The sequence below is a fragment of the Viridibacillus sp. FSL R5-0888 genome (genome assembly GCF_038009105.1).
GTDB classification, from domain to species: Bacteria; Bacillota; Bacilli; order Bacillales_A; family Planococcaceae; genus Viridibacillus; species Viridibacillus arenosi.
On the sequence record NZ_JBBPAU010000001.1, the window covers coordinates 380,329 to 405,200 of the forward strand.

The window sequence follows — 24,872 nt, forward strand, 5'->3', positions numbered from 1 at the left end:
TATTGTAGAATACTCGCTTTCGAAAACAAAATAATTTATGCTTCTTACTTGCAAAAAAAGATGGAATTCTTTATTATAAGAATTGTGTTAGCACTCATGACTTAAGAGTGCTAATAAAATATAAATTCAACATTTCTAGGAGGTTGTTTCACTTGTTAAGACCATTAGGTGATCGCATTATTATCGAATTAGTCGAAGTAGAAGAAAAAACAGCATTCGGCATCGTTCTTCCAGACTCTGCAAAAGAGAAACCTCAGGAAGGTAACGTTATCGCAGTAGGTACTGGCTTCTTGACTGACAGTGGTACAACAGTTCCACTTAACGTAAAAGAAGGAGACCGCGTTATCTACTCTCAATACGCTGGTACTGAAGTAAAATATGAAGGTAAAGAATATTTAATTTTACGCGAAAGCGATATTTTGGCTATTATCGGCTAATAACTGAAACTAAAAACTATTCAGGGGGTACGCATCAATGGCAAAAGATATTAAATTTAGTGAAGAAGCACGCAGCTTAATGCTTCGCGGAGTAGATAAATTAGCAGATGCTGTTAAAGTAACATTAGGACCTAAAGGACGTAACGTCGTTTTAGAAAAAACTTTTGGCTCACCACTAATCACAAACGATGGTGTAACAATCGCAAAAGAAATCGAGTTAGAAGATCCATACGAAAACATGGGTGCAAAACTTGTATCTGAAGTAGCTTCTAAAACTAACGAAATCGCTGGTGACGGTACTACTACTGCAACAGTTCTTGCGCAAGCAATGATCCGTGAAGGATTGAAAAACGTTACAGCTGGTGCTAACCCAGTTGGTATTCGTAAAGGTATCGACAAAGCAGTAGCTACAGCTATTACTGAACTACAAACTATTTCTAAACCAGTTGAAAACAAAGAAGCAATTGCTCAAGTAGCGGCTATTTCTGCAGCTGACGAAGAAGTAGGCGAGTTAATCGCAGAAGCTATGGAACGTGTTGGTAACGACGGCGTTATCACTATCGAAGAGTCAAAAGGCTTCACTACTGAACTTGATGTAGTAGAAGGTATGCAATTCGACCGTGGTTATGCATCTCACTACATGGTTACTGATACAGATAAAATGGAAGCTGTCCTAGACAATCCATATATCTTAATCACTGACAAGAAAATCGCTAACATCCAAGAAATTTTACCAGTACTTGAACAAGTTGTTCAACAAGGTAAACCACTTTTAATCATTGCTGAAGACGTAGAAGGCGAAGCACTTGCTACATTAGTAGTGAACAAACTTCGTGGCACATTCAATGCAGTAGCAGTTAAAGCTCCTGGATTCGGTGACCGTCGTAAAGCTCTATTAGAAGATATCGCAATCCTAACTGGTGGACAAGTAATCACTGAAGATATCGGTTTAGATCTTAAACAAACTTCAATCGATATGCTTGGTCGCGCAGCGAAAGTTGTTGTAACTAAAGACCACACTACAGTAGTAGAAGGCGCTGGCGAAATCGGTTCAATCGAAGCTCGCGTAGGCCAAATTCGTGCACAATACGAAGAATCTACTTCTGAATTCGATAAAGAAAAACTACAAGAACGCCTTGCTAAATTAGCTGGTGGTGTAGCAGTTATCAAAGTTGGTGCTGCAACTGAAACAGAACTTAAAGAACGTAAACTACGTATTGAAGATGCTCTAAACTCAACTCGCGCAGCAGTACAAGAAGGTATTGTAGCTGGTGGTGGTGTTGCACTAGTAAGCATCTACAACAAAGTAGCTGAAGTTGCAGATGCATACGAAGGCGACGTAGCAACAGGTGTTAAAATCGTTCTTCGTGCTCTTGAAGAACCAGTTCGTCAAATCGCTAACAACGCAGGTCTTGAAGGTTCAATCATCGTAGACCGCCTAAAACGCGAAGAAAAAGGCATTGGTTTCAACGCAGCAAACGGCGAATGGGTTAACATGATCGACGCTGGTATCGTAGATCCAACTAAAGTAACTCGTTCAGCACTACAAAACGCAGCATCTGTAGCAGCTCTATTCTTAACTACAGAAGCAGTTGTAGCAAACATCAAAGAAGCAGCAGCTCCTGCAATGCCTGATATGGGCGGCATGGGCGGTATGATGTAGGGTTCGCACGATGCGAATCACGTAACCGTTGCGACAGGACGTCGCGAACTTAGGTTACGTTCCTTACCAATGTGGTAAGACATCTCGTACGCTTTCACTGCGCTAAAAAACGCAAGGCACTATCTAACTTTGTGTTTGCAAGACCCTAACATTAGACTACTCATCTAAAGTTAAACCCCCTTATCATTTCTTAAGTGAATTGATAAGGGGGTTTTTTGTAAAGTGTTAAATAGTAAATTACTATTAGTGATTGATACTGATTTATCTTTTATGGTTATTCATGTGAAATTATTAAATTAGATATATTTTACGGAAATATATCTGAAGGTGACGGAGTTATATCCTATTACAGCAATACACAGGAGAAAATTCATTGGTGCACTATTGAACATTAATGAAAAAATATTTCCTTGAGAAAATATGCTACTTATATAAACTTTTAATAATAATAAAAGCAGCCCTGCAATCACTGCAAGGCTGCTTTTTAAGTATCAAAATTTATTTACTATGAAGTAATATTTTCATTAAGGGCTTACTCTATACATCTACATATCTAAAGAGTAAGCATACTATAACTTTATAAAAAATAGGAGGGATATCCAGTGTCTAATGCTTACTTAGACTTATTAGCATACTTTGGAATTGGTGGTGCACATCCTGGTGGGTTTAATCTAACCCAATCAATATTAAAAGACGCAAATATTAAACCAAGTGAATCTGTATTAGATGTAGGTTGTGGTACAGGGCAGACATCAGCTTTCTTGGTGAAAAGATTTAAGTGCCAAGTGACTGCAATAGATAAACATCCAATTATGATAGCAAAAGCAGTGGAACGATTTAAGAATGATCCATCCACAGTTAAGGTAATGGAAGGGAACGCGGAATGTTTGAATTTTGAGGATGACTCCTTCGATTTCATCATTGCTGAATCTGTTATCGTGTTCACAAATATTGAAAAGACGTTACATGAACTTGCTAGGGTGTTGAAAAGTGATGGCAGGTTGATCCTTCTTGAAATGACGGCTGAACAGAACCTGACGGAAAAATTGCAGAGAAAAGTATGCAATTTATATGGAATCAAAGAAATTTTAAGCGAAGATGAGTGGCGGGCTAAGTTACAGCAAGCTGGATTTACTCGTCTTGAAATAATCGATACACCATCTGAACTTAGTCCAAGTGAAGTAGATGATATTAATCAATCGGATAACATAAAAAAAGAGCTGTTTGATTTATTGGAAGAGCATAACGAATTAATAAATCATTATCGTCATTTCATAGGCTATCGAGCTTTTAAATGCTATTTCTAACATAACTTTTAAAAAAAGAATTGAAATGGCATCCTTAAAGTTACTCATCAATTGCAAATTTGGAACCGGCAATTATTTCATCAGAGGATTTATAATATAACTCGCCCTTTTTAAAGGGACCGTGATTCTTTTGATAGCTATCAACAATCTGAAAGCCTAGATGATAACCAATCCATTTTGGCAGTGGTCCTCTAGCTTTACCATATAAAAAAGGGTAATGATTATTTATGTCTTGAACATTTAAAGAAGGTATAAAACGTCGTTTCCATATAGCAGAAGCATCTTCAAATGAGTAGAGATTGACCCAAGGACCAATCCATTTTTCACCATACAAATCTTTTACTGCATATTCTCCAAGTCCTTCAATGATGAGTGAATCTTTTAACGTAATTTTATTCGAAGCCAAATCTAAATGTTTTATTCTACAAACATGGTTATATTCATGGGCTAATAAAGCCTTTAGTTCTGTTATTGGAAGATCTACAGATACGAATAAAAATAATGCCCCACTATAGGCCACACCGTTTTTACTTGGTGTTTGTTTTCTTGACTTTATATTCGCGTTTTTTATAGGGAAAATATAGATTGAAACTTTTGGACCTTTCCATAATCTCCTTAAATACTGATATTCCTGCTCAACAATTTGCCAAACTTTTTGATCTTCTAACTTCTTTACGGTGCTCTTTAAGTTGGTCCATTCATACGGCTCAAAAAGTCCATAATTCTGGAGTTCATATTGCCAGACTTCTGGGTTGGCCTTAGGCTTTAATCCTTCGAGTGGTCCGCATAGTGTCTCACATTGTAAGTAAGATGCTCCTTTACCAGACTGCTCTTCACATAGTTCAATAAACTCATAAAGCCAAGGTTGCGTTTTGATCACTGACATATATCTCATCCTTTTAGTTTTGATGTCTTTTAGTATATGTATGGGATGCATCATTGCTTTTGATAAATATAAATAGCTACTAATCCTTTATTCACTAGACGATTGTCCATTACGTAAATTTATCACCTCCATATACTAGCAGAGCATACTTGTATGTAAATAGTCGTGGAAGGAGGATTAAAATGAATCAAATATATGATCAATGTTGTAGATTTCATGGAAGAACGGTGAGGATTACTTGCAATGATGGTAGAGTTCATGTAGGGGAAATTACCAGAGTTAATAGAGATATGGTCTGGATTCGACCTACTGGAGGTCTTGGTGGTTATGGTTTGGGATTCTTTGGGGGAGGTTTTGGATTCAGACGTGGATTTGGACGTGGATTTGGTTTTGGATTTGGCATAGCTCTTGGTGCAATTACTGGAATCGCCTTGGCTTCAGCATTTTTCTGGTAAGACCTATTTAATCCAAGTTCACGTTCCCACAAGCATAGTATAACTTCCATTAATTAATCTCTTGCAAATAATAAGGGAAATGGGGTAAACGCGTGCTTTGGCTGAACAACAAAGCCATAAAAAGGAGAGTAAATTGAACTGTGCCTAATTGTTAGATACAAACTGACAATTGAAGGTGCAGTTTTTTTGTACATAGGTGCTTTTATTGAAAGCTCAGGAAATTTTCCTGGTTATTCCAACGAATCAAGGGGCAGCTTCTTTCATTTGAACGATGATATAAAATATTATATTTTTGCTTATAAAAAAACGTGCAAGCAAGTGCTGCACGTTTTTATTTCTTATCTATCTTCTTCTTCCCAACATTCCGTGTTTTTTAATCCCGGAATTGATTTTGCATAAAATGAAGGGTTTTTACCTTGTTTACGTTGTTTGGTAAAGTCATCCAATACACGGAAAGCTACTTTTCCTAGTAAGATAATGATGATGATATTTAACATCGCCATTAGCCCCATAAATAAATCAGCTAAGTTCCAAACAAGTGATACATGAGCTACAGAACCGAACATGACCATTCCTAGAACTACTAAACGGTAACCCGTTAACCATCCTTTATGTGCGTTCATAAATTCGATATTTGTTTCACCATAATAGTAATTTCCCACAATCGAACTAAATGCGAAGAAAATAATCGCAATTGCTATAAAGTATGGAGCCCAACTTCCTACATGTACAGCGAAGGAATTTTGAGTTAGGACGATTCCGTCATCTGGTCCTGTTGAATATAGACCTGCCAAAATAATAATGAAAGCAGTAGCAGAACAAATAACAATTGTATCAAAAAATACGCCTAGGCTTTGAACGAGACCTTGTTTTGCAGGATGTGAAGTACTTGCAGTAGCAGCTGCATTTGGTACACTACCCATACCAGCTTCATTTGAAAATAAGCCGCGGCGTACACCTTGCATAATTGCAACCCCAATAGCTCCTCCAGCTGCTTCTTTCAAGCCGAATGCTTCAGATAAAATTAGGCTGAAGACTCCTGGTATTTCCGATAAATTAGTTGCGACCACGTAAAGAGCGATGAGTAAATAGAATATGGCCATAACGGGTACAATTACTTGTGTAACTTTCACAATTCTATGTACGCCACCAAAAATAATCATAGCTGTTAACACAACTAATACGATCCCAATGATATAAGGCTCGATATTAAATGCTTCTCCAACTGAAGTAGCAATCGTATTGGACTGTACTGCATTGAAGATAAAACCAAAGCTTAAAGTTAAAAGAATACTAAAGACTATTGCCAGTTTGCGTTGGCCTAGCGCTTTTTCCATGTAGTAAGCAGGACCACCACGGAAAGAGTTACCATCTCTTACTTTGTAAACCTGTGCAAGTGTACTTTCAATAAACGCGGTAGCCATTCCGATAATGGCGATAATCCACATCCAGAATATAGCTCCAGGTCCACCGACCCCGATAGCTAGTGCTACTCCTGTTATATTTCCTGTACCTACACGAGAAGCTGTACTAATAGTAAAAGCCTGAAACGCGGAAACGCCCTCGTCTTTTTCTTTTTTCTCCATTATTAAACGGAACATTTCGCCAAACATACGAAACTGTACAAATTTAGTTCCAATCGTAAAATACAAACCAGCACCTAGTAGTAATACGATTAATATATATGTCCATAAAACATTATTTGTTTCATCAACTATATTCCCGATCCATTCCATTTATCTGCCTCCTTTTTTGCATACCTTTTAGTTTATAACATTTTTTAATAAACAATCAACTTAAAAGAGAAAATAAGTACGGTCAGTCTTTGACTTAATTTTTTTATTTTATTAATAATATTAAAGTCATAAATAAAGACGAACCTAAGTTGATTACAAAGGAATTTTTCGAATGTTGCTTAATCTATAGTTATGATTTTTACTGATTTGTACTGTCTTTCTTCATATTTAAATATAAGTCTAAAATTTTCAGCATCATAATGAGTATACTGTAATTTGATTATTCACCAATGCTATACTTTGAATAATTGTTTGTTAGGTGGTGTTAGAAGTGAATATAAAGGAACATGTATTAAAAAGGTTAGAAGAACAGCTTCAATTGCACGGCCATCTCATTGGAGTAGCAGCAGGTTCCGGGATGACGGCTAAGTATGCAGAAGTTGGTGGAGCGGATTTTATACTGGCTTTGAGTTCCGGGCGCTTTCGTCAAATGGGTGTTAGCTCATTAGGAGGCTTTTTAGCTTACGACAATAGCAATGATCTTGTTATGAGTTATGCATCGAAAGAGTTGATCCCTATTGTTAATAATATTCCTGTAATCTTTGGATTACAGGCAACAGATCCCACAATCGAGTTGGCTGAAAAACTAAATGAAATTGAGAGGGCAGGATTTGCTGGTATTAATAATTTCCCGAGTGTGGGGTTAATGGATGGCCAATTTCGTGAGGCATTAGAGGAAAATGGGATGAGTTATGCACGTGAAGTGGAAGCTATTGCGATGGCGAACAAGAGAGGACTATTTACTGTTGCTTTTGTATTTAATGTGGAACAGGCAGAGCAAATGATGAAAGCTGGGGCAGCGATCATTTGCGCGCATTTGGGACTAACAGTAGGTGGTTCTCTCGGAGCTAAGAAGATTTTATCATTGCAGCATGCAAAGAATCTTGCAATGGAAATATTTGAACGTTGTGAGCAATTTAATAGACCGGTTATACATATGATATATGGTGGTCCCGTGAATAAACCAATAGATGTCCAATTTATGTATGATGGTACATCAATCATGGGATATATTGGCGGTTCTTCTATAGAACGCATACCTACTGAACAAACAGTTACACAAGTTACAAAGTCTTTTAAGAAATCGGATGACTTTCATTATGATGAGCTAATAGAGAAGATTATTGATGGGATGGGGAGTCAAAGAGACTATATTGAATTTGTGAAGAAATATATTCACCTTCATTATATGGATCAAATTCATTTACGGGATATTGCCAAAATGTTGAATTTATCAAGTTCATATTTAAGTACATTATTTAAATCTGAAGTAGGAATGGCTTTTACACAATATCTAATTGAATTTAGATTGAATAGAGCTGTTGATATATTAAAAAAACAGTCTTTACCATTAACGAATGTGGCTGAAATGGTAGGTTACCCAAACTATGTACAATTTAGCGTCATATTTAAAAAGCATAAAGGCGTTTCTCCAAAAGAATTTATAGAATCTAACATAAACAAAAGTTAATGAAATATAAACAGATTCATTTTGCCTGTATGAATTGGTATATTAATGATAAGAAGTTTTGAAAGCGTTTTCTTCATTATTTATAGATTTACCAAAAGGGAGAGATGAACTTGAAAACAATCGCATTGACAGGTACCTTCGATACAAAAGGACAAGAGTTTCTATTTGTAAAAGAACTTATTGAATCTTTAGGAATGCAAACATTGACGATTCATACGGGAGTATTTGATCCTCAATTTAAACCAGATGTGAATAATGATGAGGTTGTAGGTATTGTTGGTGAAGACATTATAGCAATTCAAGAAAAAAAGGATCGAGCACATGCTACAGCGGTTCTATCAAAAGGTATGGAACTACTAATTCCAAAACTCTATGCTGAAGGTAAATTTGATGGCATTCTATCGTTCGGTGGCACAGGTGGAACCTCGATTGCGACACCAGGTATGCGTAAATTACCAATAGGTGTTCCAAAAGTGATGGTTTCAACTGTAGCTTCTGGTAACACTGAGCCATATGTTGGAACAAGCGATATCGTGATGATGCCATCTGTTGTAGATGTTGCAGGGCTAAATGTCATTTCTACTCGTATTTTTACAAATGCAGCCTTTGCGATTATGGGTATGCTTCACTTTGAACATGATTTGAAATTTGAAAAGAAACCGCTAGTAGCAGCTACAATGTTTGGTTTAACAACTCCTTGTGTGAATTTCGCTAAGAAATATATGGAGGACCGCGGATATGAAGTACTGATATTCCATGCTACTGGTGTAGGTGGCCGGACAATGGAACAGTTAATCGAAACAGGATTTATAGATGGTGTATTAGACTTCACCACTACTGAATGGGCAGATGAATTAGTTGGCGGTGTTTTAGCTGCTGGACCAAGTCGTTTAGAAGCAGCGGCTAAAAAAGGTATCCCACAAGTTGTTTCTTTAGGTGCTCTTGATATGGTGAACTTCGGACCATTTGATTCTGTTCCAGAGAAATTTGGAGGACGTAATTTCTACAAACATAATCCAACAGTTACATTAATGCGAACAAATGAAGAAGAAAATAACCGAATTGGTGAAGTAATTGCTGAAAAGTTAAATATGGCAAAAAAAGATACAGTATTAATGCTTCCGTTGAAAGGTTTATCGGGGCTTGATGTAGAAGGACAGTCTTTCTATGGTCCTGAAGAGGACACTGCGTTATTTACTGCACTGCGTAAAAAATTAGATAATCCAACAGTTGAAATTGTTGAAATGGATTTAGATATTAATGCACAAGCATTTGCAGAACAAGCAGCTGAGCGCTTAATAGCAATGATGAACAAATAAAGAGGAGTGACAAAAATGGTTCAATTAAATAGAAAAGATATTTTAGCACGTTTTACTGAAGAAATTTCCAATGGAAACATCTTATTAGGAGTAGGAGCAGGTACAGGTATTACTGCAAAAAGTAGTGAGGCAGGCGGAGCTGATATGCTAATTGTATATAACTCAGGTCGTTACCGTATGGCTGGTCGTGGCTCACTTGCAGGATTGTTATCTTATGGAGATGCAAATCAAATAGTTATAGAAATGGGCAATGAAGTATTACCAGTAGTCAAAGATACACCAGTTTTAGCAGGTGTGAATGGTACTGACCCATTCCGTGTAATGGATGTCTTTTTAAAGCAATTAAAAGAACAAGGTTTCAGCGGTGTTCAAAACTTCCCAACAGTTGGTTTAATCGATGGTGTATTCCGTCAAAACCTTGAGGAAACTGGCATGGGTTATGGACTTGAAGTAGAAATGATTCGTAAAGCGCATGAATTAGATATGTTGACAACACCTTATGTGTTTGATGAAGAACAAGCGAAGCAAATGGCTGAAGCAGGTGCAGATATCTTAGTTGCTCACATGGGACTGACGACAAAAGGAACAATTGGTGCACATACTGCATTAACATTGGATGACTGTGTGGAACGAATTCAAAAAATTATCGAAGCAGGTCGCGCTATCAATCCTGATATTTTAGTTATTTGCCATGGTGGACCAATCGCGGAACCAGCAGATGCTGAATATGTAATTAACAAAGTGGACGGTATTTGCGGTTTCTTCGGTGCCTCAAGTATAGAGCGTTTCGCTGCAGAAAAAGGAATTAGAGAACAATCAGAAGCTTTCAAGAATATTCGTTCTTAACTTGCTAAGCAAGAGATTGTTACTTTATTAAAATGATAGTAATTCACTCTTGCTCAAAATGAAAATCTAAAGCAACCTTGCAAATACTTAGCAAGGTTGCTTTTACATATCATCTATTATTTCTGCATAATCCATTTTTCCGTGGAAAGACTATATTTACAGAAAGGATGAGTGTTTAGATGGAAGAAAATAAATACGCACAACTTAACCATGAACAATTGAGAGAAATTAATGAAATGGAAGAGAAATTGGGTGTAACATTGATTGCTTACGATACATCTGCAACTCAAACTAATAGGTCTACATCCTTTAATAATGCTTCTTCTGAAATCAATCCGTCTTAGAATCCCATTACTCATGGGTAGTAATTAGTAAGAGTATAAGCTGAAAATCAAAAGAACCTCCTCATCTTATGAAAAAGGTGAGGAGGTTCTTTTTTTTATAATAACACTTATGGATTTGTTGACCATAAACCAGCTGATTTTAGAAGAACTCTTGGGTGTAATTTAAGTTGGGCAACCATAAAGTCTGCAATATCTTCTGGCTGCATTACTTTATCTGGATTGCCATCAGTTAAATTCAGTTCGACTGCCATATCAGTAGCAACAGTGCTTGGTGTTAAGGTACTAACACGAATATTATGTTTTCTTACTTCAAGCATTAATGATTCACTTAGAGCAATAACAGCAGCTTTTGAAGCACTGTATGCACTAGTAACAGGTGCACCTTTTTGACCAGCTGTTGAAGAGATATTAATGATATCACCAGTTTGGCGTTCAATCATTTCTGGAAGTACAGCACGTGTTATGTAATATACGCCCATGACATTTACTTGGATGATTTTCGCCCACTCTTCTGGATCAAGCTCAAGGAAATTTCCGAATTTAGAAATACCAGCGCTGTTTACTAAAATATCGATAGCACCAAGTTCCCCACGAATTTTTTCGACTGTTGCATTTGCTTCATCGATATTCGATACATCACCTGTTGCAATGGCTACCTTCACTCCGTATTCTTTTAGTTCAGCTACTACATTTTCTAAATTTTCAAGAGTTCGGCCAATTAAGCCAATGTTAATGCCCTCTTTTGCGAAAGCAATTGCTGTAGAACGTCCAATTCCACGTCCTCCACCAGTTATAAGCGCTGTTTTACCATTTATATTTTGCATCTATCTCTCTCCTTACTATTTATAAAATCGTACGAATTTTAATTTAGTATTCATATATGGTACCTTGACCGAATGAAAATGTATATTATTTTGCTTTGTAGCCGTTATCTAACACACTGAAAAATGATTGTGAAAACATAGTTATGTCTTCCACTAAAAATTAATCATTCGCTTTGTAGTCATATGCTAAAGTGTGAATCACTTTCTTTACAAACTCATCAATTTTACTATCTAAGCGACACTTAGGGTAAACGAGCTGAATTTTGCGGGTTAGAGTAATATCGTTCAATTCCTTTTTGAGTAATGTTCCTGATTTTAGTTCTTCATCCATTAGAGCAATAGAGATAAAGGCTAATGTTTTGCCGTAAGTTAACATCTTCTTAATGGTACTAACTGAATCTAGTTCAATTGTGTAGATAGATGGTGCAAAAGGATCTAACCACTTTCCGATGAAATGATTAGTTGAGCTTGAAGAGGTATGCAATAATATTTTGCTTTTAAGGACATCTGATTTTGAGATGTCCTTTTTTGTTGCAAGTTCGTGTGTGGGACTTAATGCAAGAACAAGAGAATCTTCACCAATAGTTTCGTAAATGAGTGCTTGATCTTCTTGTTTTGTTTCCATTATAAGTCCAAAGTCTAGCTCTTGAAGTATTAACTTCCTTTCGATTTCAGGAGCCGTCTTTACTTCTAAAGAAATTCTTATATCTGGATAAGCTGTGGAAATTTGATCGATGATATCAGGCATGAAAATATGGGCAGGAAGCCCACTTGCACCTAGTCGAATTGAGCCGATATTGCCTTCTATTAGGTTTTCAAAGAATTGATTCATGTCTTTTTGTAGCTGTACGATTTGCCGCGCATAGTGATAGAGTCCTTCTCCCGCCTCAGTTAAACGATAACCCCCAGCATTTGTACGGAATAATCGTACTCCATATTCTTCTTCTATTGAACGAATATGAAATGATACAGTAGGCGCAGTAATGCCTAGCTCTTTAGCAACAGGAGCTAGCTTTTTTAAATTTACGAGCAAGCAAAATGCCTGTAATTTGAGATTATTCATTTTATCCTCCTAAAGTAAATTAGATAAACTCTTGCATTGGCTATAGTATATTAGAGTTTTTTTAACGAATTGTTAATACTAGGTTAATATTTCCTAAATATCTGGATCTTATAGTGGTTATAGACGAGGAGGGCATTATGAAAATCTCGATTACGAATATAGAAAAGAAGTATGGGAAATCTCAAGCACTCTGGCCGATTAATGTAGAACTAGACAGTAAGTTTGTAACAATTTTAGGTCAATCGGGTTGTGGTAAAACTACGTTATTAAAAATACTAGCTGGTTTAGAGAAGCCAACAAATGGTGAAATCAGATTTGACGAAACAGTTATCTATTCGTCAGATCTTCGTAAGAACATTAGACCAAATAAGCGTAATATTGCAATGGTCTTTCAAGACTTTGCACTTTGGCCACATATGACTATTTTTCAGAATATTGCTTTTGCATTAAAGGGGGTATTGCCCAAGTCAGAAATTAAGGAACGTGTAGATTATGTTATGCGAATGGTGAAAATGGAGGGTTTCGAGAGACGTAAACCTGGCGAATTATCAGGAGGTCAGCAGCAACGCGTGGCACTTGCTAGGGCTCTTGCAACTAATCCAAAACTAATTCTATTTGATGAACCTTTATCAGCATTAGATGCAGTTCTTCGAGAAAAGATGCAAGAAGAGATTATGCATATTATTCATGAGCTAGATTGTCAAGCTATCTTTGTCACACATGATCAAACAGAGGCTATGACAATGTCTGATCAAATTATCGTGATGGAGGCAGGGAGAATTGCACAGGTAGGTTCACCACAAGAAATCTATCAATCACCAGCTACACCTTATGTGGCAGACTTTATCGGAAAAGTAAATTGGGTTGATAAAGGTAGCCGTATTGTTCGCCCTGAAGGAGTATCAAGACATTCACAATTAGGGGCTATAGCAAAACAAGCAAAAATAGTGAAAAGTACTTTTATCGGAGATCGATATTTAGTTCAAGCAGAAGTAGAAGGCAATCAATGGAGCTTTTACGAAAACGCTCCGCTCGAAAAAGGAAAACAGCTTAAAGTTTTTATAGATGAAAAACAAATTTATCAATTGGAGGGATTACATTGAAGAAACGTAGTTTAAAAATGATAGCAACAGTTGGAACACTTTTGACATTAGCATTAGCTGGGTGTGGAAATAGTGACACAGCCACAAATGATGGTGAAGCAAGCGCACAATCTAAAGAAAATAAAACACTAATAGTTTATTCTGCTGGACCAGATGGTTTGGCAGCAAATGTACAACAAGCATTCGAAGAAAAAACAGGAATGAAGGTAGAGATGTTCCAAGGAACAACAGGGAAAATTTTATCTCGCTTAGAAGCAGAGAAAACAAACCCTGTTGCAGATGTTGTCGTATTAGCTTCAGTAGCTTCAATGGATGGGATGAAAGAAGCCAATCAACTTCAAAGTTATAAAGACGCTGAAAATGCAGGTAAAATCAATAGCGATTGGTCGGACGCAGAAGGCTATTATTATGGCTACAGTGCATCAGCTTTAGGAATTGCTTACAATACTAAAAATGCAAAATCAGCTCCAAGCGAATGGTCTGATTTAGCGAAAGCTGAATGGAAAGATAAAATCAATATTCCAGATCCGAGTCTGTCGGGTTCAGCTGTTGATTTCATCTATGGATATACGGAAGCAGAAAAAACTGGTTGGGACATTGTTCAATCATGGAAAACAAATGGTTTACAAGTAAATGGTGCAAATAAGGAAGCATTAGACTCAGTTATTACTGGAGATAAAGATGCAACAATTTCTGGAGTAGATTACATGGCCTATAAAGCAAAAGCAGATGGAGAGCCTGTAGAAATTGTTTACCCGAAAAGTGGAACAGTTGTCAGCCCACGAGCAGTTGGAATTATGAAAGATGCAAAAAATGTAGATGGAGCTCAAGCTTACGTTAATTTCTTACTTTCAGATGAAGGTCAAAAGCTAGTAACAGATGCTTATTTACTTCCGGGGAACAAAGAAATTCCGGTGAAGGATCGCGCAGCATTGGATGAAATTCCTCAACTAACTGTGAATTGGAAAGGCGCAGAGACAAAGCAAATCGATATTTTAACGAAATTTAACGAGATTTTCCAATAATAATTTATGAGCTGAGACATTTTTCTCAGCTCTTGTTTTCTAAGGAAGGAATGAAACCTCGATGATTATGGAAGGTAGACAAACTTTTGGAGTATTACTAGCCATTGTTGGTACGTTTGCTATCGCGCCATTATTAGCAATTCTATATTATACATTTGTTGATGGCGGGCAATTAGATTTTTCGCAGATTAGTAGAATGTTTGAAAATGATAGAATGTGGCATACGTTAGGCAACTCTTTACTATTAGGTGTTTTAGTAATTTTGGGTACTACGATTATAGCTTTACCAATGGCGTTAATTCGTACGAAAACTAGCCTGATCAAATTTGATTGGTTAGATATTGTTCTAACGATTCCCTTTATGACACCGCCATATATTGGGTCAATGGGCTGGATATTGTTTATGCAGAATAATGGTTTTTTGCAACAATTAATGCCAGGTGTATCATGGATGTCAGATTATTTCTTCTCTCTGTTTGGAATGGTAATGGTGATGAGTTTGCACCTATTTCCTTTTCTATATTTAATGCTGAGAAATACACTGCTAAGAATTAATGGATCCTTTCTTGATGCTGCATTGATATTCGGACGAAATCCGTGGAGAAACTGGGCTAAAATTGTTTTACCATTACTAGTTTCGAGTTACGTACTAGGCGTATTACTAATTTTCATAAAGACCTTGGCTGAATTCGGTACTCCTGCAACTTTTGGCAGCAGAATTGGCTTTCAGGTTTTTACTACAGAGATCCATTCCTATTTATCAAGATGGCCTGTAGACATTAGTATGGCCACATCACTTTCTTTATTTTTACTTTCTGTTTGTCTGATCATCTGGTACTTCCAAAATCTAATTGGACGAAAAAATACATATAGCGTGTTATCTGGTAAGACGCAAGCTATTCGAGAAATGAAAGATAAGTGGTATATAAAGCTAGGTGCATGGCTATATGTAGGAATTGTATTACTGTTTTCAATTGGAATCCCTTACTTTTCAATTATTGTGACATCACTACAAAAGGTAAGGGGAGATGGCCTAAGTGCAGGGAATTTCAGTTTTGCATCTTATCAGGAAGTATTTACTAGTGGTAGTGCGGGACTATCAGCATTTCTGAACAGTATCGTATTTTCATTTATCACAGCTAGTATTACTGCTGTTATAGGATTATTCATTGCACTTTATATTAAAAAAGGCGAAACAAAAAAACAGCAAGTATTGGATTTCTTTAGTCTTATGCCAAATATTATTCCCGGAATTGTGTTTGTAGTAGGTTTAATCATGTTCTGGAACTCACCTTTACTACCAGCTACGATTTACAATACGAAAGCAATGGTGGTTGTGACCTATTGTGTACTATTCTTACCATACTCGGTTCAATATACGAAATCTTCTTTATCTCAATTAGATCAATCCATTTTCCAATCAGCTGCTATTTTTGGACGGAATAGTTGGGACGTGTATCGATATATCTTTATCCCATTGTTAATGCAGGGAATTCTAGCTGGGATGATGATGACATTTATTATTTCGATGCGTGAACTTGTAGCGGGATTACTCATTTTGCCACCTTCAGTTGAGACCGGCGCAACGTTTATTTACAGCCAGTTTGAACAAGGAAACGTTGGTTTAGGAATGGCAGTTGCTGTTATTACAGTAGCTATGACTATCATCTTCATGTTCCTGTTAGATTGGTTGCAAAAAAGAGGGGGGCATGCGGGTGCTTAAGGTTGAAATTTTAGGGGGAGTTGGCGAGTACGGGCGTAATTGTTTTTTTATAGAAAATGAGGAGCATGCCATTTTACTCGACTGTGGCATTATGAATGATGCTGAAAAAACTCCTCCTAATTTAACAAAAGATCATGTAGAAAAACTCGATGCTGTGTTTATCTCACATTCGCATATTGATCATTCAGGTGCATTGCCGATGCTAGAAACATGGGACTATAAAGGTGAAATCTTTATGAGTAAAATGACAGCTAGACAATTAAAACGATCGTTTAAAAATACAAAGATTTTTCAACCAACAACGATTGAAAAATGGTTGAGAGTTAGTGATTATCTTGAATTTCAGTGGGGCTATAGCGGCCATATAGTAGGGAGTGTTTGGTACAAGATTCGATTCTTTAAGGAGGTGATATTTTTCTCAGGGGACTATGTCATGGATTCCTATTTATTAAATGCCACTTTACCACAAGTAGATGGAACCAAGTACGATCTAGCTTTAATAGATAGTGGACATATTGAGAAACAGATTAATAATTTGGAAGTATTACAACAGATTAAGAAGTATATCGAGGAACAACCAAGTCGTCCTATTATTTTTCCCTCTTCTTTTTCAGGTAAAACAGCTGATATTGCTACGTATCTTTTTCAACATACAGAAAGAGAAGTAAACATTGATAAAGAATACTTTTCTTTTCTTGAGGATTACTATAATTCACCTGAAAATATTCGTACACCAAGATATGAAGAAATCTTGAAATCATTTAAGATGGACTGTTTTAGAGAGAGGGTAGAGAGTGAAAATGCAATCTATTTCGTTTCAGAGATTAATGAGTGGAAAATTGAAGAATTATTACACATATATCCAACTGCAATAGTAATTTTTACAGGCTACATGAAAAAAGATGGATATTTAAAGAGACTAGCCAGAAATAAAGCTCAATCGAAGCAGTTTTTTTATAAAACACATTTAGATTATCTAGATATCTTAGAGCTTTCAAAAACAATAAATGCTACTGATACTATATATTTCCATAGTCGATTAACAAATAGGAAAACTACTTTTACAAAATTAGTAGAAAAAAAGGAGGAAATAATATAATGAAAATTGTAAAGAAAATAGCACTACAGTTATTTATGGCTAGTCTTGTTCTTCTGTGTATTAGCGGGTACGGTTCCGCTCAGGTGAGTGCAGCGATTAATCCTGGAAATGAAATTAAGTATAATATCAAACCTGATATTTTTAAAGAATCTAAGATAATAAATGTCTTTTCAGCAACGAAAAAAGATGAAGTAAAAATTTACTACTTCGATACAGTAAATAAAGCATTTTTAGGAGTGGACTATAACCATCGCTTACGTGTATATAAAGATAGTAATAAGATAGATATTACTTATAAAAAAAGGTTCCTAAACACTCCACTTGATGAAGCAATTGCGATAACACAAGATCATGGTTTCACTGGGGACGAATCAAATTATAAATTTGAATTAGATATTAAGGGTGGTAATCATACTTTTGCAGTAAGCAGAAAAGAGTCATTAAAAGAAACATCAAAAGTTTCCTTCAACGCTGTTGATACTGAAGCAGCAAAGAAACTAATTTTAGATAATGCACCGAAAAAAATCCGGAATTGGGATTCTGAAAGTTGGTACAATAATACGTTAACGCAAACTGTTGTTTATGGACCAGCAAAGGCTACTACCTATAAGGGTAGTTATGCAGGATATGAAGCGGATATTGAAGTTTGGAATTATCAAGGTGATATCATGGTTGAACTATCAACAAAAGAAGATGATGCTTCAAAAGCTGCTGTCATTGAAAAATTATGGCACGATAAGTTAGAAGTTGAAGGTTATCTTAGTGAAGATCAACGTGGTAAAACTGCATTTGTAATGGAGAAGTAAATGATGAGCTTATTTAAATGAGTTTTAATTGGAGAATACAAAAAGGATATAGACTCTTTTCTTTAAAAGAGCCCCATATCCTTTTTAGTTTGCACTAAACACTTATTGAATGTGTTTATTTGATTACGTGGCAGATAGCTTAACTACATTCCCATACGATTTAAACAGAATTCTAAATCCTTCTGTATGTGTTCTTTCATTAGACGCTCTGCCTCATCACCGTTATGTTGAAGGATAGCGTTATAGATGTCATTATGCTCTTCTATTAAAAGAGGTCGTTTGTGATGGACAACTGTTTTGCGGAAAAGGTAAATGATGGACTGCATGCGGTCAATGATGTCAATCATCATTGGATTGTTCGTAGCACCTACGATAATTTGGTGAAAATCATAGTTTGCTGTCATGACTTCTTCTGTAGTTCCTGTGCGGCCAATATCTACACATGATTTAAGCTTTTCAAGTACTTCTTCAGTCATATAACTGGCACAATATCTGGCAGCAAATCCTTCCAATAATATACGTACTTGAAAAATATGACGAAGATCCATATCACTTGGATTTACAACCCGCTTATTTTGAATAAGTCCTTCTTGCTCTAGCTTACGGATCGCTTCACGCACAGGTGTACGACTAATACCTATTTCCTCAGCTAGTCTTTCTTCAGTAAGTTTCGTTCCGCGGTCTAATTCGCCATTCAATATTTGATCTCGAATATATTCATATGCCTGCGTATATGCAGGCATAGTCTCCTTTTTTACCAATAAAATCGTCTCCTGGAATCTAATTTGTACTTATATAAAGTATAAGTATAAGCTTTATAATTTGAAAGTAGTATTTTTGTATGCACTTTCATTAAAAATGTATACAAAATAAATTAAAATGTGTACAATGTTCCGTAAGGTTATGAAAACGCTTTATTAATAAAAAGCTGTTGGCTCTGTGAACTGAAAAAGTTCTTGTATTTTAGAACAGGGTTTAGACCTAAGATAAAGAAATTTTAGTTAACAATGAATCACTCAAGTGTGATTACAGCAGAAGGAGCTAATTAAAATGACTAAAAAAGTTGGATTTATAGGATTAGGTATTATGGGAAAACCCATGGCATTAAATTTAATTAAAGCTGGTTACGAACTAACGGTTTTTGATATTAATACACAAGCTGTAGAAGCACTTGTAGAAGCAGGAGCAACAGCTGGAACAGCAATAGAAATGGGAGAAGCTTGTGATGTCATTATTACAATGTTACCTGCCTCTCAACACGTAAAAGACACGGTACTAAGTGAAACTGGTATTTTGAAAACAGCTAAAAAAGGAACTGTCATTATTGATATGAGTTCTATTACACCAGGTACTACTGTTGAAATTGCAACAGCAGCAGCAAAACAAGGTGTAGGAATGCTAGATGCGCCTGTAAGTGGTGGAGAGCCAAAAGCAATCGATGGTACATTAGCGATTATGGTCGGTGGAGAAGAAAGCGTATTCGAATCTGTCAAAGATGTACTTCAAACTGTTGGTAAGGAGATTACTTTAGTCGGTAAAAGTGGTAGCGGTGTAACAGCGAAATTAGCAAACCAAATTATCGTGAATTTAAATATTGCAGCTATGTCTGAAGCACTTGTTCTTGCTGCAAAAGCAGGTATTGACGTAGAGAAAATGTATCAAGCGATTCGTGGAGGTCTTGCTGGAAGTGCAGTACTGGATGCAAAAGTACCGCTTATCCTAGATCGTAATTTTGTAGCAGGTGGGAAAATTTCAATCAACTTAAAAGATATAACAAATGTCATGGGAGCAGCTCATGATTTAGATGTGCCACTACCACTTTCAAGTCATTTGCTTGAAATCTTCCATGCGCTTAAAGCCAATGGCAAAGAAAATGATGATCATGGCGGGATTGTACAATATTACGAAAAACTGGCAAATGTAGAAGTGAAAAGGGGTTAAGTTAAAATGACTAATTTAAACGTAAAAGAAACTTTCTCTAATCTACCTGCAGTGCCCGAAGAAAAAATCGTCAATGATTTACTCACAAAAGAACTAAAGGCATTCAATAAAAAGATTATCGTACTAGATGACGACCCAACAGGTGTTCAAACAGTACACGGTATTTCTGTCTACACTGATTGGTCAGCAGAAAGTATTGAAGCAGGTTTTGCTGAAGATAATTCAATGTTCTTTCTCTTAACTAATTCACGAGGCTTTACAGCAGCTGAAACTGAACAAGCGCATAAGGATATCGCTAGTGTTATTGAACGTACAGCACAAAAACAAAATAAAGAATTCATCATTATCAGTCGTGGAGACTCAACATTACGTGGTCATTATCCCCTTGAAACAGAAGTATTAAAAAATACAGTTGAATCTCAATCTGATATGAAATTTGATGGTGAAGTAATTATGCCTTTCTTTAAAGAAGGTGGTCGCTTTACGATTAATAATATTCATTATGTACAGTATGACAATGAACTAGTACCTGCAGGTGAAACTGAATTTGCTAAAGACCGTACTTTTGGTTACAAATCTTCACATTTAGGTGAGTGGGCAGAAGAAAAGTCAAACGGAGAGTTTAAAGCAACTGATGCTACTTACTTATCATTAGAGACTATTCGCAACCTTGATATTGATGGTTTAGTTAATCAATTGATGGCAGTCAATGGTTTTAATAAAGTCGTTGTAAATGCTGTTGATTACGTTGATGTAAAAGTAGTAGTCATTGCATTAATCCGAGCGATGAATACAGGAAAACTGTTCATGTTCCGCAGTGCTGCTGCTTTAACTAAAGTAATCGGTGGCGTGAGTGATAGAGATCTTTTGACTAAAGAAGAATTAATGAAAGACCATTCTAAAAACGGTGGTTTAATTATGATTGGCTCTCATGTGAAGAAAACAACAGAGCAATTTGAAGCGCTAAAAGAATGTGATTTTATTGAATTTATCGAATTTGATGTTCACCTTGTATTACACCCAGAGCAATTTGAAGCAGAAATTGAGCGTATTATAGCGCTTAGTGGAAAGCTAATTAGTGAAGGGCAAACAGTCGCCGTCTATACGAAGCGTGAACGTCTTGATCTTGGTGAAGGCAAAAAAGAAGAAGAATTAATGTTGTCAGTGAAGATTTCAAATGCTGTGACAAGCATTGTCAAACGACTTGAAGTACGTCCGAGCTTTATTATCGCTAAAGGTGGTATTACTTCAAGTGATATTGGAACAAATGGGCTTAGCGTTAAGCGTGCACTAGTAGCTGGGCAGATTAAACCTGGGATTCCAGTTTGGCTAACAGGTAGTGAAAGTAAATTCCCTGGCATGGCTTATGTTATTTTCCCTGGGAATGTGGGAACAAAAACAACCTTAAAAGAAGTAGCAGAGTTATTACATCAGTAAAGTAAGAAAGGTTGAGTAGACATGCTAGTTAATACGAAAGATATGCTGATTGCAGCACAAAAAGGTAAATATGCTGTAGCAGCATTTAATGTATATAATCTTGAAACGGCACAGGCTGCAGTTCGCGTTGCTGAAAAAGAAAAGCATCCGGTAATAATTGCTTTAGGAGAGCGTTATTTTGATACGGTGGATGTGGAAGCTTTTGCAGCATTAGTTAGAGTACTTGCGGAGAAAGCTTCCGTTCCGGTTTCTCTTCATTTAGATCATGCTTATGAAAAGCAATCTATCATTCGAGCAATTCGATGCGGTTTTACTTCTGTTATGTTTGATGGTTCAAAGTTTGATCTTGCGGAGAATATGAGATTAACAAAAGAAATTACGGAGATTGCTCATATGGCGGGTGTCAGTGTAGAAGCAGAAATCGGTTCAGTTGCTCGTGGTGCTTTTTCAGATGAAGAAGAAGGGGATGGCACTTTAACAGATCCACAGTCTGCAAAGGCATTTGTGGAGGAAACAGGTGTTGATTTTCTAGCTGCTTCAATTGGAACCGTACATGGTATGTATACAGGAGAGCCTAATATCAAATTGGACTTGTTAGATGAAATTCGTGAACTAGTTGGCATACCACTTGTCCTTCACGGGGCATCAGGGACACCAGACGAAATTATTAAGCAGACTGTAGCAAAAGGAATTTGCAAAATCAATGTAAATACTGAAGTATCACTAGCTGCAACATCTTATTTACAAAAGTCTTTTGAACAAGAGCAAAATAAAGTGGCTCATTTATCAGTAATTATGGCAAGTATGCAAGAAGCGATGGAACCTGTGATGACAAAGTTTGTCCGTTTATTATTTGCAGATAAAGCCTAACAACCTTGATTTTAAGTAAAGAATATTTCGATGCTTTTCAGCCTTTTATATTAGAGCTTTATATGAAAAAATTAAATCGGAATGCCAAGAACTTATCAGTAAATGGCATTCCGCAACTTTTATGAGAAGAGGATTGCTATGCCAATAGTTTCTATATGTGTAGGGGTTGCCCTATTACTATTATTAATGGTGGTATTTAAGTTAAACGCTTTCATATCATTAATTATTGTTTCGCTACTAGTAGGTATTCTTGAAGGTATGTCTCCAATTGATGCTATGACATCGATTGAGAATGGTTTAGGTTCGACTCTAGGTCACCTTGCAATGGTCATTATTTTTGGGGGAATTCTTGGTAAACTAATGACGGATTCTGGTGGTGCTCAACGTATAGCGATGACACTCATCAAAGTTTTTGGGGAAAAGCGAGTTCAATTAGCAGCTGTACTTACGGCATCAATTGTAGGGATTGCTCTTTTCTTTGAAACAGGCGTTGTTGTATTAATTCCTTTAGTCTTTACAATCGCTGCAGCAGCAGGGGTACCTGTACTTTATATCGGTATGCCAGTTATTGCTGCTCTTATCACGATGCACGGCTTTGTTCCACCACACCCAGGACCAACAGCAATTGCTGACGTGTTTGGTGCGAATATAGGTAAGATGTTGATTTATGGTATCATTATTGCCATTCCTGCAATTATTTTAGCAGGGCCGGTGTTTACGAAGTTGTTTAAGAAAGAAAGTTTAGAAACGACGATTCCTAAAGAACTATTTAATCCAAAGCATTTTGAAGAGCATGAAATGCCAGGGTTTGGCACTAGTATTTTTACAGCTATTATCCCTGTTATTCTAATTGCAACAAAGGCTTTTGTTGAGATCTTCATGCCTGGTTCACCTATTATGCCAGCTACTAATTTCATAGGTAATCCGAGTGTTGCCCTTTTAATCTCAGTTATTATTGCCATCTTTACCTTTGGGATTAGTCGTGGTAAAAAGATGCCAGAGATTATGAATTCTGTTTCAGAATCTGTTAGTGGTATTGCGATGATTCTATTAATTATCGGTGCTGGTGGTGCATTCAAACAAGTACTGATTGATAGTCATATTGATCAATATATTTCAGATATTATGGCGGGTTCAACGCTTTCACCATTATTACTTACTTGGTTAATTGCAGCTCTTTTAAGAGTTGCGGTTGGTTCTGCAACAGTGGCAGGTATGACTGCAGCTGGTATTGCTGCACCACTTGTATCAGCTGCAGGTATAAGTCCAGAGTTAATGGCTTTAGCTGCTGGTGCAGGGAGTATTACTTTCTCTCACGTTAATGATGCAGGTTTCTGGATATATAAAGAGTACTTCAACCTTTCAATCGGTCAAACCATTAAGACATGGTCTGTAATGGTAACCATTATTTCTTTAGTAGGACTAGCTGGTGTACTTCTTATTAACATGTTTATATAATAAAAGGTTTTAAAAATATTGATATTCTATTAATGTAAAAATATTTAAAAGAGGCACTAACTAAGTTAATTTAGTTAGTGCCTTTTTTACGCAGGTTTCAAATAAGGTGTTGTAAATTATTCACTTCACTCGACTCTTCACTTGCTTCAATTGTGCCACGATGATGATGCTAATGATGACCAATAAAAACCATGAGCTAATTTTGCCGATTGAAACGAGGGACCAAGTGTGTTCTTGATTTGGGTATTGCCATGCGCCGAAGAACGTTACGATATTTTCAGCAATCCAGATAAAGAAACCGATTAAGAAAAATGATAAAATCATTGGCATTTTAAAGCTTTTTTTGTTCAATTTATATGTTACTGTTGTACGAAAAAAGATGACTAATAACAATGCTTTTAAGACCCAACGTAAATCATATATATAATGATGCGTAAAAAAGTTCATATAAATAAGAATGCTGATACTATAAGCAAAAAATGGCTTTGGCCAGTTGTAAATATGTAAATCTAAACGCCTCCAACTTTGACAAATATAACTCGCTACACTGGCATACATAAAGCCACTATAAAGAGGTACACCAAAAATTTTACTGTACGCCTCCTCTGGATATGACCAAGACCCCATATGTACTTTAAATAATTCAAGCCCTAGTCCAATGACGTGAAACAAGCAGATGACTTTGAATTCATCCCATGTCTCTAATTTTGAAATAAGCATAAAAACTTGTGCAGCTAGACAAATGATTAAAATAAAATCATAGCGTGGTAAATAGGGAATTCTCAACAGATTAGATAAGGCAAGTGTAGCGAAGATAATGACTGGGAAAATGCATGATATTGCTTGTAAGTATGTAAATTTTAATAATCTCTCCATATAATCACCCTAAAATTGGACGAAATTACATAAGATTAGGTTCGTATTGATGCTTTTACAAGAAGGGGGTGCATTCCAGTACAGTTGAATGCACCCTTTGATTATTTATGCATATGATTTAAA

23 protein-coding genes are annotated in these 24,872 nt (G+C 36.4%); 17 read left to right on the plus strand and 6 right to left on the minus strand.

From position 1 onward, the window contains the following. Window positions 1–152 precede the first annotated feature (152 nt). The 3 genes from groES to MKY02_RS02000 all read left to right on the plus strand — a co-directional run bounded on the left by groES (window position 153) and on the right by MKY02_RS02000 (window position 3,407). The gene (groES, locus tag MKY02_RS01990) at window positions 153–437 is read left to right on the plus strand and encodes a co-chaperone GroES (protein WP_038179465.1); all 285 of its coding nucleotides are present in this window, start codon (window positions 153–155) and stop codon (window positions 435–437) included. A 37-nt stretch (window positions 438–474) separates the two neighbouring features. Next, window positions 475–2,100: a chaperonin GroEL gene (groL, locus tag MKY02_RS01995; RefSeq protein WP_038179462.1), complete on the plus strand. Its 1,626-nt coding sequence runs from the start codon at window positions 475–477 to the stop codon at window positions 2,098–2,100. Window positions 2,101–2,702: 602 nt separating this feature from the next. After that, window positions 2,703–3,407 (plus strand): class I SAM-dependent methyltransferase, encoded by a 705-nt coding sequence (locus MKY02_RS02000; RefSeq protein ID WP_038179461.1) that lies wholly within the window; start codon window positions 2,703–2,705, stop codon window positions 3,405–3,407. A gap of 40 nt (window positions 3,408–3,447) precedes the next feature. On the opposite strand, the gene MKY02_RS02005 is transcribed toward MKY02_RS02000, so the two are convergent. Beyond that, entirely contained in the window at window positions 3,448–4,293 is an 846-nt protein-coding gene (locus tag MKY02_RS02005; RefSeq protein WP_038179459.1) for a DUF2268 domain-containing protein, read from the minus strand. A 182-nt stretch (window positions 4,294–4,475) separates the two neighbouring features. On the opposite strand from MKY02_RS02005, the gene MKY02_RS02010 reads away from it, so the two are divergent. Beyond that, complete coding sequence (locus MKY02_RS02010; protein WP_038179457.1) at window positions 4,476–4,748, plus strand: hypothetical protein; 273 nt, start codon at window positions 4,476–4,478, stop codon at window positions 4,746–4,748. Window positions 4,749–5,086: 338 nt separating this feature from the next. Here the strand turns inward: MKY02_RS02010 and MKY02_RS02015 are convergent, their stop codons facing one another. Beyond that, window positions 5,087–6,484: an alanine/glycine:cation symporter family protein gene (locus MKY02_RS02015; RefSeq protein WP_038179455.1), complete on the minus strand. Its 1,398-nt coding sequence runs from the start codon at window positions 6,482–6,484 to the stop codon at window positions 5,087–5,089. A gap of 331 nt (window positions 6,485–6,815) precedes the next feature. Between MKY02_RS02015 and MKY02_RS02020 the strand changes: the two genes are divergently transcribed. The 4 genes from MKY02_RS02020 (at window position 6,816) to MKY02_RS02035 (ending at window position 10,524) form a co-directional block, all read left to right on the plus strand. After that, complete coding sequence (locus MKY02_RS02020; RefSeq protein WP_340710535.1) at window positions 6,816–8,015, plus strand: phosphoenolpyruvate hydrolase family protein; 1,200 nt, start codon at window positions 6,816–6,818, stop codon at window positions 8,013–8,015. Window positions 8,016–8,125: 110 nt separating this feature from the next. Continuing rightward, window positions 8,126–9,334 (plus strand): Tm-1-like ATP-binding domain-containing protein, encoded by a 1,209-nt coding sequence (locus tag MKY02_RS02025; RefSeq protein ID WP_038179451.1) that lies wholly within the window; start codon window positions 8,126–8,128, stop codon window positions 9,332–9,334. 15 nt (window positions 9,335–9,349) lie between these two features. Then, window positions 9,350–10,180, plus strand: coding sequence for a phosphoenolpyruvate hydrolase family protein (locus tag MKY02_RS02030; RefSeq protein ID WP_038179449.1), 831 nt, complete (start codon window positions 9,350–9,352; stop codon window positions 10,178–10,180). 179 nt (window positions 10,181–10,359) lie between these two features. Further along, the gene (locus tag MKY02_RS02035; protein WP_164491919.1) at window positions 10,360–10,524 is read left to right on the plus strand and encodes a hypothetical protein; all 165 of its coding nucleotides are present in this window, start codon (window positions 10,360–10,362) and stop codon (window positions 10,522–10,524) included. Between the two features lie 107 nt (window positions 10,525–10,631). On the opposite strand, the gene MKY02_RS02040 is transcribed toward MKY02_RS02035, so the two are convergent. Together MKY02_RS02040 and MKY02_RS02045 are read right to left on the minus strand one after the other, a co-directional pair. Further along, entirely contained in the window at window positions 10,632–11,348 is a 717-nt protein-coding gene (locus tag MKY02_RS02040) for a 3-ketoacyl-ACP reductase (protein WP_038179448.1), read from the minus strand. A gap of 160 nt (window positions 11,349–11,508) precedes the next feature. Next, complete coding sequence (locus MKY02_RS02045; protein ID WP_038179446.1) at window positions 11,509–12,411, minus strand: LysR family transcriptional regulator; 903 nt, start codon at window positions 12,409–12,411, stop codon at window positions 11,509–11,511. A gap of 137 nt (window positions 12,412–12,548) precedes the next feature. On the opposite strand from MKY02_RS02045, the gene MKY02_RS02050 reads away from it, so the two are divergent. The 5 genes from MKY02_RS02050 to MKY02_RS02070 all read left to right on the plus strand — a co-directional run bounded on the left by MKY02_RS02050 (window position 12,549) and on the right by MKY02_RS02070 (window position 18,167). Then, a complete protein-coding gene (locus MKY02_RS02050) occupies window positions 12,549–13,514 on the plus strand; it encodes an ABC transporter ATP-binding protein (RefSeq protein ID WP_038179444.1) in 966 nt (321 codons plus the stop codon). Further along, the gene (locus tag MKY02_RS02055; protein ID WP_340710537.1) at window positions 13,511–14,539 is read left to right on the plus strand and encodes an ABC transporter substrate-binding protein; all 1,029 of its coding nucleotides are present in this window, start codon (window positions 13,511–13,513) and stop codon (window positions 14,537–14,539) included. The genes MKY02_RS02050 and MKY02_RS02055 overlap by 4 nt, the downstream gene beginning before the upstream one ends. Window positions 14,540–14,600: 61 nt before the next feature. Beyond that, the gene (locus tag MKY02_RS02060) at window positions 14,601–16,262 is read left to right on the plus strand and encodes an ABC transporter permease (RefSeq protein ID WP_340710539.1); all 1,662 of its coding nucleotides are present in this window, start codon (window positions 14,601–14,603) and stop codon (window positions 16,260–16,262) included. Continuing rightward, window positions 16,255–17,361, plus strand: coding sequence for an MBL fold metallo-hydrolase (locus MKY02_RS02065; RefSeq protein ID WP_038179441.1), 1,107 nt, complete (start codon window positions 16,255–16,257; stop codon window positions 17,359–17,361). Before MKY02_RS02060 ends, MKY02_RS02065 begins: the two co-directional genes overlap by 8 nt. Next, on the plus strand, window positions 17,361–18,167 hold the full coding sequence (locus MKY02_RS02070; protein ID WP_038179440.1) for a hypothetical protein: 807 nt from the start codon (window positions 17,361–17,363) through the stop codon (window positions 18,165–18,167). The genes MKY02_RS02065 and MKY02_RS02070 overlap by 1 nt, the downstream gene beginning before the upstream one ends. Window positions 18,168–18,310: 143 nt before the next feature. On the opposite strand, the gene MKY02_RS02075 is transcribed toward MKY02_RS02070, so the two are convergent. Continuing rightward, on the minus strand, window positions 18,311–18,928 hold the full coding sequence (locus tag MKY02_RS02075; RefSeq protein ID WP_340710541.1) for a GntR family transcriptional regulator: 618 nt from the start codon (window positions 18,926–18,928) through the stop codon (window positions 18,311–18,313). 289 nt (window positions 18,929–19,217) lie between these two features. On the opposite strand from MKY02_RS02075, the gene garR reads away from it, so the two are divergent. The 4 genes from garR to MKY02_RS02095 all read left to right on the plus strand — a co-directional run bounded on the left by garR (window position 19,218) and on the right by MKY02_RS02095 (window position 23,873). Further along, window positions 19,218–20,108 (plus strand): 2-hydroxy-3-oxopropionate reductase, encoded by an 891-nt coding sequence (gene garR, locus MKY02_RS02080; RefSeq protein WP_340710543.1) that lies wholly within the window; start codon window positions 19,218–19,220, stop codon window positions 20,106–20,108. 6 nt (window positions 20,109–20,114) lie between these two features. Beyond that, window positions 20,115–21,545: a four-carbon acid sugar kinase family protein gene (locus MKY02_RS02085; RefSeq protein WP_340710544.1), complete on the plus strand. Its 1,431-nt coding sequence runs from the start codon at window positions 20,115–20,117 to the stop codon at window positions 21,543–21,545. 21 nt (window positions 21,546–21,566) lie between these two features. After that, window positions 21,567–22,415, plus strand: coding sequence for a class II fructose-bisphosphate aldolase (locus MKY02_RS02090; RefSeq protein WP_340708588.1), 849 nt, complete (start codon window positions 21,567–21,569; stop codon window positions 22,413–22,415). 138 nt (window positions 22,416–22,553) lie between these two features. Beyond that, window positions 22,554–23,873 carry a gluconate:H+ symporter gene (locus MKY02_RS02095; protein ID WP_038179433.1) on the plus strand — a complete coding sequence of 440 codons (1,320 nt, stop codon included), beginning with the start codon at window positions 22,554–22,556 and terminating at the stop codon, window positions 23,871–23,873. A 120-nt stretch (window positions 23,874–23,993) separates the two neighbouring features. On the opposite strand, the gene MKY02_RS02100 is transcribed toward MKY02_RS02095, so the two are convergent. Then, entirely contained in the window at window positions 23,994–24,749 is a 756-nt protein-coding gene (locus tag MKY02_RS02100) for a DUF817 domain-containing protein (RefSeq protein ID WP_038179432.1), read from the minus strand. Window positions 24,750–24,872: the final 123 nt, after the last annotated feature.

What these genes read in the sequence shown, in the direction of transcription:
- MKY02_RS02085 (WP_340710544.1), top strand. Translation starts at nt 20,115, where the DNA reads ATGACTAATTTAAACGTAAAAGAAACTTTCTCTAATCTACCTGCAGTG.
- MKY02_RS02010 (WP_038179457.1), top strand. Translation starts at nt 4,476, where the DNA reads ATGAATCAAATATATGATCAATGTTGTAGATTTCATGGAAGAACGGTG.
- MKY02_RS02090 (WP_340708588.1), top strand. Translation starts at nt 21,567, where the DNA reads ATGCTAGTTAATACGAAAGATATGCTGATTGCAGCACAAAAAGGTAAA.
- MKY02_RS02035 (WP_164491919.1), top strand. Translation starts at nt 10,360, where the DNA reads ATGGAAGAAAATAAATACGCACAACTTAACCATGAACAATTGAGAGAA.
- MKY02_RS02005 (WP_038179459.1), bottom strand. Translation starts at nt 4,293, where the DNA reads ATGTCAGTGATCAAAACGCAACCTTGGCTTTATGAGTTTATTGAACTA.
- garR (WP_340710543.1), top strand. Translation starts at nt 19,218, where the DNA reads ATGACTAAAAAAGTTGGATTTATAGGATTAGGTATTATGGGAAAACCC.
- MKY02_RS02040 (WP_038179448.1), bottom strand. Translation starts at nt 11,348, where the DNA reads ATGCAAAATATAAATGGTAAAACAGCGCTTATAACTGGTGGAGGACGT.
- MKY02_RS02015 (WP_038179455.1), bottom strand. Translation starts at nt 6,484, where the DNA reads ATGGAATGGATCGGGAATATAGTTGATGAAACAAATAATGTTTTATGG.
- MKY02_RS02070 (WP_038179440.1), top strand. Translation starts at nt 17,361, where the DNA reads ATGAAAATTGTAAAGAAAATAGCACTACAGTTATTTATGGCTAGTCTT.
- MKY02_RS02050 (WP_038179444.1), top strand. Translation starts at nt 12,549, where the DNA reads ATGAAAATCTCGATTACGAATATAGAAAAGAAGTATGGGAAATCTCAA.
- MKY02_RS02095 (WP_038179433.1), top strand. Translation starts at nt 22,554, where the DNA reads ATGCCAATAGTTTCTATATGTGTAGGGGTTGCCCTATTACTATTATTA.
- MKY02_RS02060 (WP_340710539.1), top strand. Translation starts at nt 14,601, where the DNA reads ATGATTATGGAAGGTAGACAAACTTTTGGAGTATTACTAGCCATTGTT.
- MKY02_RS02030 (WP_038179449.1), top strand. Translation starts at nt 9,350, where the DNA reads ATGGTTCAATTAAATAGAAAAGATATTTTAGCACGTTTTACTGAAGAA.
- MKY02_RS02045 (WP_038179446.1), bottom strand. Translation starts at nt 12,411, where the DNA reads ATGAATAATCTCAAATTACAGGCATTTTGCTTGCTCGTAAATTTAAAA.
- MKY02_RS02100 (WP_038179432.1), bottom strand. Translation starts at nt 24,749, where the DNA reads ATGGAGAGATTATTAAAATTTACATACTTACAAGCAATATCATGCATT.
- groL (WP_038179462.1), top strand. Translation starts at nt 475, where the DNA reads ATGGCAAAAGATATTAAATTTAGTGAAGAAGCACGCAGCTTAATGCTT.